This window comes from Spirochaetae bacterium HGW-Spirochaetae-1 (genome assembly GCA_002839375.1).
Taxonomy (GTDB): Bacteria; Spirochaetota; UBA4802; order UBA4802; family UBA5550; genus PGXY01.
The window spans coordinates 37749-52309 of record PGXY01000011.1; the positions used below are offsets into that span (position 1 = coordinate 37749).

16 protein-coding genes are annotated in these 14561 nt (G+C 48.9%); 6 read left to right on the forward strand and 10 right to left on the reverse strand.

From position 1 onward, the window contains the following. Positions 1-88 precede the first annotated feature (88 nt). The 9 genes from CVV44_20980 to rpsF form a co-directional block, all read right to left on the reverse strand. Positions 89-790, reverse strand: coding sequence for a hypothetical protein (locus tag CVV44_20980; protein ID PKL35289.1), 702 nt, complete (start codon positions 788-790; stop codon positions 89-91). A gap of 69 nt (positions 791-859) precedes the next feature. Next, positions 860-1642 carry an ABC transporter permease gene (locus tag CVV44_20985; GenBank protein ID PKL35290.1) on the reverse strand — a complete coding sequence of 261 codons (783 nt, stop codon included), beginning with the start codon at positions 1640-1642 and terminating at the stop codon, positions 860-862. Further along, on the reverse strand, positions 1632-2990 hold the full coding sequence (gene dnaB / locus CVV44_20990) for a replicative DNA helicase (GenBank protein PKL35291.1): 1359 nt from the start codon (positions 2988-2990) through the stop codon (positions 1632-1634). Before dnaB ends, CVV44_20985 begins: the two co-directional genes overlap by 11 nt. Positions 2991-3003: 13 nt before the next feature. Continuing rightward, positions 3004-3450 (reverse strand): 50S ribosomal protein L9, encoded by a 447-nt coding sequence (locus CVV44_20995; GenBank protein ID PKL35292.1) that lies wholly within the window; start codon positions 3448-3450, stop codon positions 3004-3006. A 54-nt stretch (positions 3451-3504) separates the two neighbouring features. Then, entirely contained in the window at positions 3505-4383 is an 879-nt protein-coding gene (locus CVV44_21000) for a hypothetical protein (protein PKL35293.1), read from the reverse strand. Beyond that, complete coding sequence (gene rpsR, locus CVV44_21005; GenBank protein PKL35294.1) at positions 4380-4607, reverse strand: 30S ribosomal protein S18; 228 nt, start codon at positions 4605-4607, stop codon at positions 4380-4382. Before rpsR ends, CVV44_21000 begins: the two co-directional genes overlap by 4 nt. 46 nt (positions 4608-4653) lie before the next feature. Next, positions 4654-4866, reverse strand: a complete 213-nt coding sequence (locus CVV44_21010) for a hypothetical protein (protein ID PKL35295.1) — start codon at positions 4864-4866, stop codon at positions 4654-4656. 18 nt (positions 4867-4884) lie between these two features. Continuing rightward, a complete protein-coding gene (locus CVV44_21015; GenBank protein PKL35296.1) occupies positions 4885-5325 on the reverse strand; it encodes a single-stranded DNA-binding protein in 441 nt (146 codons plus the stop codon). A 21-nt stretch (positions 5326-5346) separates the two neighbouring features. Continuing rightward, the gene (gene rpsF, locus CVV44_21020) at positions 5347-5637 is read right to left on the reverse strand and encodes a 30S ribosomal protein S6 (protein ID PKL35297.1); all 291 of its coding nucleotides are present in this window, start codon (positions 5635-5637) and stop codon (positions 5347-5349) included. A gap of 439 nt (positions 5638-6076) precedes the next feature. On the opposite strand from rpsF, the gene CVV44_21025 reads away from it, so the two are divergent. Genes CVV44_21025 through CVV44_21050 form a run of 6 tightly spaced genes read left to right on the forward strand, consistent with a single transcriptional unit; the run spans position 6077 to position 13288 of the window. Beyond that, positions 6077-7411 carry a hypothetical protein gene (locus CVV44_21025; GenBank protein PKL35298.1) on the forward strand — a complete coding sequence of 445 codons (1335 nt, stop codon included), beginning with the start codon at positions 6077-6079 and terminating at the stop codon, positions 7409-7411. Between the two features lie 24 nt (positions 7412-7435). Then, positions 7436-8866, forward strand: a complete 1431-nt coding sequence (locus tag CVV44_21030; protein ID PKL35299.1) for a hypothetical protein — start codon at positions 7436-7438, stop codon at positions 8864-8866. Between the two features lie 60 nt (positions 8867-8926). Further along, entirely contained in the window at positions 8927-9904 is a 978-nt protein-coding gene (locus CVV44_21035; protein PKL35300.1) for a hypothetical protein, read from the forward strand. Beyond that, a complete protein-coding gene (locus CVV44_21040; GenBank protein ID PKL35301.1) occupies positions 9831-11033 on the forward strand; it encodes a hypothetical protein in 1203 nt (400 codons plus the stop codon). The genes CVV44_21035 and CVV44_21040 overlap by 74 nt, the downstream gene beginning before the upstream one ends. Continuing rightward, a complete protein-coding gene (locus CVV44_21045) occupies positions 11017-12165 on the forward strand; it encodes a hypothetical protein (GenBank protein PKL35302.1) in 1149 nt (382 codons plus the stop codon). The genes CVV44_21040 and CVV44_21045 overlap by 17 nt, the downstream gene beginning before the upstream one ends. Next, complete coding sequence (locus CVV44_21050) at positions 12137-13288, forward strand: hypothetical protein (GenBank protein ID PKL35303.1); 1152 nt, start codon at positions 12137-12139, stop codon at positions 13286-13288. Before CVV44_21045 ends, CVV44_21050 begins: the two co-directional genes overlap by 29 nt. Here the strand turns inward: CVV44_21050 and CVV44_21055 are convergent, their stop codons facing one another. Further along, positions 13289-14542: a hypothetical protein gene (locus CVV44_21055; protein ID PKL35304.1), complete on the reverse strand. Its 1254-nt coding sequence runs from the start codon at positions 14540-14542 to the stop codon at positions 13289-13291. Positions 14543-14561: the final 19 nt, after the last annotated feature.

A 14561-nucleotide genomic window follows, 5' to 3' on the forward strand; every position in this document is an offset into this window, starting at 1 on the left:
CTTTTTTATCAATAAGCCGGCTAAATGTTTTTATATTTTAAAGAAATTCAGGAAGCTGAATGTTCGCAGGAATAAAGTACTAATCACATCATTCTTTATTTTCTTCTTTTTCTTCTTCACCTTCCGGTTCCGGCGGCACCGGTTCCAGGTCGACCCAGCCGTACTGGCCCCGGATCGAGGGCAGGGCGCAGTAGCCGTGAAAGGTAAAATTGCGAAACGTGTCAACGCCGTCTATGACGGTGTTTTTATATTTGACGATACGCTGCTGGATGACCGGGCCCATGGCAAACACGGCATGGTGGTCTTCTTTCAGAATGGCCAGGAGCGAGAGTGGTCGCTGCCTGCATGAGGCGTGGATGATAAGGCCGTCGAAGTATCCAAGTTCATCCATGATTTCCGTGGCGTCGCCGGCAAAGGAACGGACATTGAAGAAACCGCTGTTTACCAGTTTCTCCCTGGCCATGCGGGCCAGCGTTTCATGATACTCGAAGGTCACCACCTGCTTCACCATGGTTGAAAGGATAGCCGTGGAGTATCCCGAGCCTGTGCCTACTTCCAGTAGCTTCCATGATTTTCTGGGTTCCAGGACGTCGATCATCCTGGCCAGCACCAGGGCATCGTCGCTTTTTTCTCCGCAGCCGATGGAAATTGGAGCCTGCTGGTAATACTCCATTCCCATGGTTTTTTCTATAAAATCTTCCTGGTTAACCTTGGAGAAGGCATCGACGGTTTTTTTGTGAATGCCCTGTTCTGTAAGGTATTTAAACAGTTTCTTTTTTTCTTTCATCATGTTCCGTTGCCGGTCGCATTGCTGTAAATTTTATAATGGCCCCGGCAGGGGCCATCGTGCTACATGTTTTCAAAGGTTGATAAATGTCAAGAGATATGTGAGAAAGTAGTCTGATATCAGTATAACCATGGATGAATTGACCACGGCCGATATGGTCGATTTTCCCACGCCCTCAGCCCCTCCCCTGGTGTTGAATCCCTGGTAGCAGGCGATTACGGCGATGATGACCCCGAAAAAAACCGATTTCACGAGCCCCGAAAGCAAATCCTGGATGCTCACATACTGGATGATGTTGTCCATGTATTTATCGGGCGTGATGCCCAGGCCGAACATGGCGATGAAAGCGCCGCCCAGAACCCCCACCATATCGGTGATGATGGTGAGCATGGGCGTCATGACCAGACAGGCCAGGAAGCGCGGTACCGATAGATACTGTATCGGTTCAGCCGAGAGTGTGCGAAGGGCGTCTACCTGTTCAGTCACCTGCATCGTGCCGATTTCGGCGGCGATCGATGAGCCAACGCGGCCCGCCAGGAGGAGACCCGTAAGTACGGGACAGAGCTCCCTGAACATGGATATGGTTACGGCGCTCCCGATAAAGATCGATGAGCCGGATAAGAGGGCGTCCATGGCCCTGCCTATCTGGTAGGCCATGACCATGCCGGTAAAGAAGAGTGTGATGGCTGTGACCGGGATGGATTTATAACCGATCTCCAGCATCTGGCCGATCACGTTGGCAGTGTCGAAGGGCGGTCGGAATGTCCATTTGATGGTGTCCTTCAGGAAAATGAAATGGGCCCCGAGGCTTTCAAAAATGGCGAGGACGGGGTTGAAGGAACCGTTATTGTTCATAGGACGGACTGGCCTCCTCGTAATAGTGGCTCTTTTCCAGGTTTTCGAATTTCGTATATTTGTCCCAGAATTTCAGGCTTATGGTGCCGATGGGGCCGTTTCTCTGCTTGGCCACAATAATATCGGCGATGCCCCTTTTTTCCGAATCCTTCTTCACCTTTTCTTCACGGTAAATGAACATGACCACGTCGGCGTCCTGTTCGATGGCGCCCGATTCACGCAGGTCTGCAAGGGTCGGTATCTGGTCGGCTCTCTGCTCCACGGCCCGTGAGAGCTGTGACAGGGCGATGACGGGAACTTCGAGCTCACGGGCGAGCTGTTTGAGAAACCGTGATATTTCCGCGATCTGCAGATGCCGGTCCACGCGGGAAATGCTCGAAATGAGCTGCAGGTAGTCAACGACAATGAGCCCGATGGGATTTCTCTGGTGCAGCCTCCGGGCCTTGGCCCTGATTTCCATGATGTTGATGGATGGTGTATCGTCGATGAATATTTTTGATTTACTCAGGCGGTCCGCCGAGGAGAATAGCTGCTTTAGTTCTTCGGAACTGATGTGTCCGGTCCGAACGCGCTGGGAGTCGATCATGGACTGGATACAGAGGAGGCGCATGCCCAACTGCTGGGCCGGCATCTCCAGGGAGAAGAATATGACGGACTTGTCCTTTTCCACCTGGGCGATGTTGCTGATGATATTCAGGGCGATGGCGGTTTTACCCATACCGGGGCGGGCGGCAATGATGATGAGCTCGGCGCCGTGAAAACCCGTGAGCATTTCATCCAGGTCTTTGTATCCCGACGGCATACCGGTCACTACCTTCTTTGATTCATACCAGGAGCCGATGTCCTGCAGCGTGTCCTGGAGGACATCGTCTATTGTCTTGTAATCGGAGACGATTCTCTTTTCTGTTACGGAAAAGATTTCCTGTTCGATTTCGTCGATGATCTCCGTGGTGTCCCTGGTGGAATCGAAGCACTTTTCAATGGATTCGGTCGAGACCTCGATGAGTTTTCTCCGCAGGCTCAGCTCCTTGATACGACGGGCGTAGAATTCGGCATTGGCCGATGTTGATACGGACTGGTAGAGCTCCACAAGGGACGTGTCGCCGCCGATTTTCTCCAGGAGGTTCTTGTCGGCAAGGCGCTGTTTAAGCGTGGTAAGGTCGACGGGAGTATTTTTCCGCTGAAGATCAAGTATGGATTCGAAGATGATGCGGTGTTTATCAAGATAGAAATCCTCCGCCTGGAGGATTTCTATCACCTTGTACAGGGCTTCCCTGCTGAGAAGAGCCGAAGCCAGGCAGGCTGTTTCGGTATCAACATCCTGAGGGGGAAGCCGGTCGATAATCATGGGAACACCCTGGTCAAACGGCCTTTTCAACGATAACTTTTATTTTTGCCGTGAGGCCTTCTTCCAGTTTGACGGGAATTTCAAATTCACCAAGTTCCTTGATGGGTTGTTCCATCTGGATCTTTCTTTTATCGATTTCAAACCCAAGCATTTTCAGCTGTTTTGCTATATCCATGGTGGTTATGGAACCGAAGAGTTTGTCCTCGTCTCCCACCTGGGCTGTCAGTTTTATCTCGATGCCGCTCATGCTTTCAGAAAGCTTTTCGCTGACTTTTTTCCTTTTTTCTTTTTTAAACTTTATAAGCCGTTTTTGATGTTCAGCCGCTTTCTGGCTCGAGGAGTTGGCCAGAATTACCAGTTTTTGCGGGAGCAGGTAATTACGGGCGTATCCGTCGGCAACGTCTTTTATATCACCCGCATCTCCCAGATTGGGAACGTCCTTCTGAAGAATCACTTTCATGACAAGCTCCTGTGTATTAAATTTTTAGCGTAATTACAATAGTTTTATTGACTGTTATTCCGGTTTCGGTTTGTCCAGTTTCCTGAAATCGGCCCAGAAATCCAGTGTTCCCAGTCCTGCCAGGAGAATGGCTCCGAAAGCCGTCACCTCTTTTCCCATGAGAACCAGGAGTACAAGGAAAAGAGGCGCCAGATATGGCGGAAAGCCTCTTTTCATCAGGTAAAATTTGATGACCCCCAGCGACTGAATTATGTAAAGCAGTGTCGCAATAAGGGCGCAGTTCAATCCCGTCAGATAAGGAATGTAATAATCGCTTTTGTCAATCAGTAAAACAACGGCCCATCCAGCGATGAGCACAAAAATAAAGTAGTCGTTCAGCCTGAAAAGCTCAAGGCCGCTGATTGCCTTTGCGCCTACCGTCCTCTGAAGAAAGGATTTTACTACGTAAAAACTCAAGGCTGAAAAGAGGACCGAGTAAATAAAGGTCCCGAAGGGTATAATATCCTTCATCATTTCCAGCCACATATCAAAATCTCCCAGCAGCTCCTTTTTCTGATCTTCCGGGACCTTTGATGTTTCTATCATTTTCATCATCTCGACTTTTGACTGGTCGAGAATATCAATGTTTTCCACTAATTTCAATTGATAGTAATTAGCCGAAAAAAGAACAGTCAGGGAAAGCGAAACAATGAGAGTGTAGAACATCAATGACTTTTCTTTTTTAAAAGTGTATCCCCCTGTTCCGCCCAGGATAATGGGAGCAAGAAAGGTTGCTACATCCCCTGACAGGCTTCCCGGATACACTGTTACGGCTATGATGGGAATGAATATAATAAAAGCTTTCCACTCCCACCGGTAAAAAAGGTACGCTGAACTGAGAACCAGTATCAGCACCACCAATGGTGCAATAATAATTGATGCCACGTTCCTTATTTCTCAACGTAGGTGAGCAGCGCAATTGACCGTGCTATTTTTATTTCCCGGGCAATGGCCCTCTGATGTTTTGAGCATGTTCCGGTGATCCTCCGGGGCAGTATTTTACCCCTGTCGGTGATAAAGCTTTCCAGGATGTCGGAACGTTTGTAATCGATGACGGCGTTTTTATCGTGACAGAACCGGCACACCTTTTTTCTGAACCGGGGCATACGGGGACCCATTTCAGACCTGCTGAAATCATCTTCCCTTCCATCACCGTCTTCCGATTTAAACCGTGGCCTTCTTCCGTCGGGGCGCGGTCCACGGGGGCCGTCTTCTCTGGGGCGGTACTCGCGTGGAGCAGCAGCCGGTCTTTCCGTTGAAGCTGCAGCCGGTGTTTCCGCTGGAGCAGCAGCCGGTGTTTCCGCTGGAGCAGCAGCCGGTGTTTCCGCTGGAGCAGCAGCCGTCTTCCGCTTCTGTATTTTTTATCTCGTCTGACATTGTCTTCTCCTGTAATTATTAGAATGGGATATCATCATCTGAAAAGGGATTGTTGTCCACATCGGCGGGCATGGGAGCTGATTGCGCTGCCGATGGCATATCGATCTGAATATCCCCCGGTGCCGAATCGCGTCCCGATAGAAACTGGACGTTTTCCGTCACGATTTCAATGGTGGATCTCTTGTTTCCGTTCTGATCCTCCCAGCTTCGCTGCTGAAGCCTTCCCTCGATTCCGATACGGGATCCCTTTTTGCAGTACTGAACGATCAGTTCTCCCAGTTTGCTCCAGGCAATGCAGTTGAAAAAGCTTGCCTGTTCTTTTTTTTCATTATTAACGGTGTATGTCCTGTTATTTGCCACGGAAAAACTTGCTACAGCAGTCCCGCCGGGTGTGTAGCGCAGCTCAGGATCACGCACCAGTCTGCCTATCATTATAACCTTGTTGAGGTCACTGGCCATGGTAGCCCTCCTGATTTTGTATTAAGCGGTTTTTTGTTCGTTCATTTTTACAAACAGGAATCTCAGGATATCAGGCGTCAGCCTGAAATCAATGATTACCTTGTCCACGATCTCAGGAGCTGCCTGTACATGCGCGAAGAAATAATATCCTTCTTTTTCTTCGTCGATCATGTATGCCAGCCTTTTGGTGCCCCAGGAATCCTCTTTTACAACGGTTACGCCATGTTTCTGAAGAATTCCCGACAGCTTTTCTTTGAGGGATTCAACCTCGCGGTTGCGTAGAATAACGGTGAGTTCGTAATTGTTCACGATGTCCTCCTTTCTATGGTATTAACTGCTGAAATACATTGAGTTCTCAGCAGAAAGGTGGTGCAATACTTGCAAAGGCCCCTTATTTTTCAAGTAAAATTCCATAACGAACTATACTATCAGGGTATTTTTTATAGAAATCAGGCCATGTTTGTTTTTTCGCCTGTTATTTACGGGGAATCGCCGGTATTTTGCAGTTTTATTTTTTTTAATTAATTGATAAAAATATTGACAAAAATAGAGAAGCTTAGTAAATTTTATCATTGGACCATCCAGACGGTTTTTTGTGATACATAATTGAAAATATATATAGATTTATGTATCGGGATTCATGACTTTTCACAAGCTTTTGGAGTTTCAACGTTTCTTGCGGATGTCGAAGCTGATAAAAAGCTATCTGTCGCCTGTATTATATGATGCCAGAGGGATAAGGAATAAAAGTATGAAATTCATTTTACTTATTTTTTCAGCGGTTGTACGGGTTCATATGAACCAGTGGCTGCCCCTCACCATCCAGAAGCGCATGGCGGAAAGAAGAGTTTTGAAAATGGTGCGTTTTGCCTATGAAAATGTCCCTTATTATAGAAAAAAGTACGACGACGCCGGGGTCGATATGGCCTCTCTCCGTTCTATAAATGATCTGAAAAAGCTTCCCTTTTTGACCAAGGAGGATGTTCTCAATAATTTTCCCCGGGGTATCGTGGCCCGGGGGTATGATGTGGACAAGTGTCATTATTCAGCCACGACGGGGTCTACGGGAAGGTCGCTGCCCTTCATCTTCAGTTCACCGACCTTCGCCTTTTATATCGCTACTGTTATGCGTGTCTATACCATGATTGGTTTCAGGCCCTGGCATAAGACCGTTTATATCAAATACAAGCCCGTGGAATATCCCCGTATCGGTCCATTTTTCAGGACCGACTGTATCGCCTCCACCATTCCCGTGGAAGAGCAGATCGCGAAACTGCGCGAGGCTAAACCGGACCTCCTCGTGGGATATGCCTCCATTGTTCTTGAGATCGCCCAGAAGCTGACAAAGGAGGACCTGGAGATCATCAGGCCGAAATTTGTCGGTCTCAACTCCGAACTTTCCTCACAGAGCCAGCGTGATTTTATTTCCGGGGTTTTTAACTGTCCCGTATACGATGAGTATTCCACGGAGGAAACGTGGATGGTGGCATCACACTGCAAACGACACAGCTATCATATCTTTATCGATAATGTGTGGGTGGAATTTCTCGATGAAACGGGAAATGAGGCTCTTCCCGGTCAGATCGGGGAAATCGTGCTTACGGCCACACGCAGTTTTGCCATGCCCTTTATCAGGTACCGAATAGGTGACCTGGGAAGATACAGTGCCGGAACATGCGGATGCGGGATCGGGCTTCCCGTACTGGAAAGCTTTGAGGGCAGGGCCGATGATTCATTCATTCTTCCCAGCGGTAAATTCGTCTCTTCGCTGAAGGTGCTTAATACCTTCACGACCTATATTAAAAAATATCTCCATCTTATGGAGGAGTTCCGCGTAGTGCAGCGCGAGAAGGGGCTTATTGTAATCGAGCTGGTGAGGGGAAAGGAGTATAGCGAGGAGCGGTTTCAGGAACTCATCAACCGACTTCATGAAATAATGGGAGAACCGGTCACTATCCGGGTTGATATGGTGGACGCCATTGACACCGGCGGGAGCATCAAACGCAAGGCCATTGAATCGCTGGTAAGCCGCAACGCGGCCCTGGCCTCAATGGAATCGCGGCATGCCGCGGCGCCGGTGAGCTAAAAATAATGTAACAGGGAGTGCCTCATGATACGGAATTTTATAATAATACTGATCGCGAGTTTGCTGGTATGCCCGATTCTTTTACCCGGGAGGGCCGAGGCCTGTGATGTGGCGGTCGTATCGGGAAAAGTGACGACGAACGGGAGGCCCATATTATGGAAGAGCAGGGACTGCTCGGCCAACTGGCACCAGGAACTGGAGTACTTCCCTGCCATTAACAGCAGGGCCGGCGGCTGTGTCATGGTGCACAATTATGATGACCTTGCCTGGATCAACAATGGTGTTCGCGAAAACCCGTCGGGGGGCCTGAACGAGGCCGGCCTGGCCGTATCATGCACATCGGTATACGAAGACTTCAATCCCTACCATGAGGCCATCAATATAAACACGGACCTGATCCGCGAGACCCTGCAGGAGTGCGCCACGCTGGATGATTTTGATACCTATCTGAAAAACTGGTATAACAATCATGCCGGCATGGTCATCAGCGGTAATTTTGTCGTTATCGACGCCCAGGGCGGAGCCGCACTGTACGAGTGCTATACGGGCCAGATTGCCGGGCAGATAAAATACCGCAAGTACGATGCTAACACGGGCAGGGAAACGGACTGGGACGGCACAGCGGAAACGGTCATGACGGAGAGCCGCGAAGGTGAAGATGATTTCAATTATTTTTATAACCGCGCCAATAATAACTCCTATATCAATATCAATTTCGGTGAAGAACGGGCCATTCGCGCCAATGAACTTCTTAATATGCTCGTCGATGAGGGCAATATGAATTATCGTACTCTCATGCGCGTCGTGACAAAGGACGTGACGGGCAACCAGCTCGACCCGGTAACCGGTACGGTGCTGGCCGAGGAAGAGGAAGACCTCGGGAATTACAGCACAACCTACTGCATCAGCCGCAACCAGACCCGCACGGCTCTGGTGGTGGACGGCGTCAAGGCCGGTGACAATCCGGCTCTCTCCGTATTCTACTGTGCCCTGGGGGAGCCCTCCATCTCGGTGTATACTCCTTATTTCGCCCATGCCCAGGCCGTGTCGTGGCTTTGTCATATCGACTCCATGGATCTCATAGGCAGGCTCTACGATCTCAACGATACCTGTTTTCTGAACAGGGCCATGAACCGGCGTGAGGCCTATGACAATCTTATCTATAAGACCAATACCGGCGACGTCATCCAGGGAATGGACAATGTCTGTATCAATAAAATCGAACTTGCCGCAGCACAGGAATGGACACTGCCCCTGGAGGACTTTATTCTCGACATGACGGCGGAATACATCGATGACATGAGAGGAAAGTCTTCGTATATCACTCAGGCCAATCTTGCCAGCTTCAGTGATTATTGCGTTGAATATCTGTATGAAAATTATAACGCCGCTTCGGCCGATTACTATCCCTGGACCATGGAAAAGCCCTGGGGAAGCCTGAACTGGGGGAGATAAGGGTAAAGCGGAAATTAAAAAGGTTTATAACGGAAAAAGGAATAAGTGAAAAAATAAAATATGAAGACCGGCGCTCAACATAGTAAAATTCTACCCCTGGTAAAAAGGCTGATACCCTGGTTCGTAGCCGCGGTCATCCTCGTCTTCCTTTTTTATCGTGTTGATGGCAGGCATTTTGTCCAGTCTATGCAGGTGGCTGACCTGTCCATGTATGCGCCATGGCTGGTTGTCTTTTGCCTGGCCTGGTTCTTTTTCGATGTTCAGAATATCCAGGCAACGGTGAACAATTACGGATATACCGTGAGCTTTCGTGATATCATGTCCATGCGCGGTGTGACCTACCTGCTGATGATAGTGGATTATACCCTGGGGATGGGCGGCATGGTGCTCTATCTCAAAAATGATAAGAATATCCCCATCGTTAAAAGCACCGGTCTCATGATGGTTTATACCGGCGTTACCCAGTTCAGCCTTTTCATCATGGCGGCGATAGGATGCTGGCTCGGTGATATGTCAAAGGTCCTTTTCAGGACTGTTTTTGCAACCTGTGTTTCCCTTGCCGCGGTGTATGTAGCCGCGATTATTGTTATCAAATTGCTTCCTGAAAAGGGCAGGGTGGGCCGTTTTAAAAATCTTGCTATTGTGAAGCTCTATCACGAGGTTTCGTGGCAGGGATATGTGTCCCTCATCGTGTGGAGAATTGCCTATTATGCCACCTATATCCTGTTTTATTATATTGCCATGCCGCTTTTTGGCATGCATGTGCCCATTGAGGTTCTCATAACGGCTGTGCCGCTTATTCTGCTGGTGATCAGTTTTCCCGTAACTCCCTTCGGGCTGGGGACTGCCCAGGCAGCCATGCTTTTTCTTTTCAAAGGGTATGGAACCGAGGCTGCCATACTGGCCTTTGGTATTACCTATTCAACATCCATTGTGCTGATCAGGGGACTTATCGGTCTCTTCTATGTTAAAAAAATATCAGGTCTCATGCCTGGTAAACTGTGGGATTCCAAGGAGATGCTTAATGAAAAGATTTAATGTGCTATTATCCATATTGCTGATCATCGTTGCCATGGCGATTGTGCCTGGTTGCGACAGCGGCTCCCTGGGAGGAGGATCCAATTCCCGCGACACGGACGGCGGTTCAGATGGTGACGGGACCGGACCGGTAAAGCTACTGTTTACCGGTGACGTCATGCTTGCAAGGAATGTGGCCAATCTCGTTTATGAAAAAAACGGCGGTGATTACAGCTGGCCCTTCCTGAAGATTGCCGATTTCCTCAATGATGCCGACCTGACCATCTCCAACCTGGAAGGACCTATTTCCGACAAGGGCGACAAGTATCTTAAATCTGCTCCATGGTTCAGGGCGGAACCCGAGGCGGTCAACGGTCTGAACTATGCCGGTATTGACATTGTTTCACTGGCTAACAACCACATCTTTGACTACGGACGCGAGGCCATGGAAGATTGTTTTGGTCAGTTGGACAGGGCAGGGATCAGATACATGGGCGCCGGAATGACTCGTGACGAGGCCTATGCGCCGGTTATCGTCAACATAAATGGACTGAAGATAGCATTCCTGGCCTTCACGAACCACGGCGATGCTTCATGGCAGGCCGAGGTTGATTATTATACGACCTTTGAGGAATTAGTTGCCCAGGTACCGCTAATCGGTGATCTTTTTCTTCAGACCCAGGTGCTGGATCATCTCATGAACATGCCGATACCCGTTACCGAGGAATCGTCGGGTGTGGCCTGGCTCTATATCAAACAGCTTGAGCGGGCCATATACAAGGCCCGTGAAGAGGCGGACATAGTTATCGTTTCACTGCATTTCGGCGAGGAGTATGCCGAGACGATCAGTTCTGCCCAGGACCGCTATGCTCACCTGGCCATTGATCGCGGAGCGGACATGGTCGTGGGCCATCACCCCCACGTGACACAGCCCATAATGGTGTATATGGGTAAAGTCATTGCCTATTCCCTGGGAAATTTTGTTTTTGATCAACGTGAATCCTATGAATCGGGGACAACAACGGGCCTGGTTCTGGAAGTAAATATCGAGGACAAGAAAATTCAGAACGTGGAAGGCCATTATACAAAGATAATTGAAGAAGAATGGCAGACGCAGCTTACGCCCTTTGAATATGGAGATCTGGACTGATAAAAATATGAACAGCCCGTTCGCACATACCAGGAGCGATGATGGACGTGTGAGTCTTGAAGAAAGACTTGCGGCCCTGATTCCCGTCAGGCATGTTGTCCTGACCGGGTATGCGAGAAATGCCCTCTTTCTCCTGGTGAAAACCATGGGTTGGGACAGCGGTGCCGAGGTTATCATTCCCGCCTTTACCTGTTCGGTTGTTCCCATGTCAATCCGTGAGGCCGGGGCGATACCCATACCTGTAGATGCCGAGTCCCAAGGTATTAACATGGATCCGGCCCTTATCGAAAGGGCTATCACACCGCGAACCAGGGCTATCTACGTGGTACATACCTACGGGACACCGGCCCGTATGGAGGAAATATGCGCTATTGCGAATAAACACGGTCTCAAGGTTATTGAAGACCTGGCGCAATCCTTCTTTGCAGAGCATCGGGGCAGGAATGTGGGGAGTTTCGGCGATTTTGCCATACTGAGTTTTACCAAGAAGATCATTAATTTTGAGGGAGGAGCTCTCACCACCAATGATACGGAACTGTACTGCCGCATGAAGGATACACAGGCCGCCCTTAACCGGGAAAGGCATTTTACTGTTGCGGGGCTTACGGACCAGGTAGTGAGAATAATCAGTTCCTTCTGGGAATCGCGTTTCTCCTTTTCCGTTCTGCTTGTCTTCAAACTGCTGGATATGATCAATACGGTTTTATACCGGGGCTCCTATGGCGTTTCCGTCAATCCGCAGCGGTTTATGATGCATGGTCTGGCGATTAAAATAACGGGAATGCAACTCGATTCGTGGAGAACGAAGACCGGCAATGGCAGAAATATCCGCCGCTTTGAAAACGGGCTGAGAGAAGTCGTTGCATGCCCCGGCGCGGTGAGCGGTCTGGCCGATCCGAGGCCGGAATATTTTACCGGTATACCGCTTAAGGAATCGTTCTGGATGCGGTTTATATCGTTCCGGACATGGCATAATTTCAATGAAAAGGGAGTATTCCCGCGTGCCGATTATCTTTATGAAAATTACAGGGTTTTTTCCAGAATAATACTTTGGTCTTCCCGGAGAGAACGGGAAGGAGCCATGGCATATCATGAACGGGAGTATGACCGGTCTGCCGGGAATGCCCGGTGAAAATGAGGGAGGTTTTATTATGAACCAGGCAATAGCTGACAGGGTAAAAGAATATCAGACTTCAGAACAGGAAGTAAAAAAGGCTCTCCCTGTCACATGCAATAATTTTTTCCTTCTGAATCACAGGGGATTCAATTACTATGGCATTGACCTGCGAAAAGTCGACTTCGAAATCATCAGGGACATAGTGAAAGGTTGCGAGGAAGTGGAGAAAGACTGCTGGGATCCCCAGGAGAATTTCTTTGATTACATTCAAAAAAGTGATATTCTCGCTTATGCGGAAAAAGACGGCCGCATCGTCGGCTTCAATCTCGTTTCTCTCCTTATGTCCGACGGGCACTGCATATACAGTATAGACGAGGCCATGGTTCTCAAAAAATGCCAGGGGAACAATATAGCCCGCAATGTTGTGATGCTTACCATACGCTGGTTTTTCCTGAAGACCGACGAGGCCCTGACAGTGAAGAAAATATACCCGCTTTCCATTTCAGCCAACCCAAAGGTTGTAAATAATTATTTCAAAAACAAGTATCTAACCAGCATTTTTGATAATTCGTTCCGCCCTTCGGAGAAACTGATCGATCTTCATCTCCAGTACGTGAAGGAAAACAATTTGTTGCTGGTCGACGAGAAATATCCTTTCTGCGTAAAGAACCTGTTTCCCGGCTCAAACCGTTTCAAAGAGAACGATAAGCGATACCAGTTTAAGGACGGCGTTAAAAAGAACATGCCCGATGATTTCGATCATATTCACCGCGGTGATGCCTTCTCCTTCATGGTCAGGATCGGCGTAGGTCCCTTCTGGTTTGTCAATACCCTCCTCCTCCTGATAATTCTGGGGAAAAAGATGATTTTCAATAAGGGGATAGGATTCCTTGGCTCCGGGAAATACCAAAGCGCCGATGAAAGCTTTCAGTATACTGACGAGTATAGTGACAGAAGAGGCGGAGATCGAAGAGTTATGGATATTGGTGCGTATCTCGATGATCGGTTTAACCGAAGGAAAACGGGAAGGCGTACAGTCGACGAAAATTTAAACTCCAGGGATGGACTGAAAAGAAAACTCCGGCTCACGGGAAAGAAAGAATCGCGAAAAATAGCATCGATGACACTGCTGCTGTAGTTATAAAAATTTGCTTTTTTGAACCGGGTATTCCTTCGCGGACTGCAACGTAGAATAAGTCGGCTTCCGGGCTTGAAGCTCCTTCTTTAAGCGTTCGAGCAGAGCTTCAAGTCGTCCTCTCGAGGCGAGGGCATTGGGAAGAGATAGCGTGAGTTCCACCCTTTTATGAGTGCCTGCCAGTGCCATGAAGAAGGGAAGGGATTCTACGCCCGGCGGAATAAAGAAACCGGTATTACAAACAAACCCGCCTCCCTGAAAGTGTTCCAGGGGAAGCCGTCCTGGATTGGACAGAATCCCGGAATTCCTGAAAAATCCGCTCCGGTATTTCATTGCTGTTTCCCGGTATACTGTGCCTTTGAGAAGCCATAGAGGTATGAAACGGGCAAGATTATCCCCCCAGTACTGCATACCGTCACATCGTTTTTCAATCTGTGCGGTAATGTCAGCGGAAACCAATTCCGGTGTTGAGTCGGGCAAGATATCCAGGTATATGAGATTGGTCAGGTTTCCTGTTGATTGCAGCCCCTGAACACGGAACCGCATATCCACCGGGACGGCGATCCTTACCTTGCCATCTTTATGTTTTCTTGCCTCATCGGCCATGATGCAGGCGATCTGGCCCAGCAGATTCGGATATTTTCCTTCAAGGGTTACCCTTTTCCATATAATGCCTCGCTTGTCTGCATCGGCCCAGCCCGTGGGAGCTATAAAGCGGTGTTTTGGTGGTGTTCTGCTTTCTTTCTGATATAAACGGGCGAGTTTCTGTTCCGTGAGAGCACAATGAGACCCAATAGGTTTTTCGCCGCGGAGCGAGCGGAATATATCCAGGGCCCATGACATAGTGCCCCTGGCGTCCATGGCGCCATGGTGAGTGCGGAATGCGATACGCGGAGTGCCGCCGTTAATCAGGATGACTTCGCAGGTGGGTCCTTTTATGGGAGAAAGTTTTCTTTCGAGAAATGGAGCTCCTTCAGGACCTATACCGTTCCAGGCGGATCCATCCTCTTTACGCACATCGGGGGCAATTCCTGAGTCAACCCAGTGGCTCAGCGGGCCGTGTCCCCGGCATACGATACGGCTTCCGGGATTTGCTTTCGAGGCCTCTTTAACCGCCAGTATCCATTTTTTGTAATCAAGACAGCCTGATCCTTCGAGGATCATCTGGTTGGCGAAGGGCGGACATATGTGATTATATATCAGGTAAACTCGTTCCGTAGGTGACATTTTTCGTTTGTATTTATTTTGTTCGTTCATATCAATAAGGTCCTTCTGA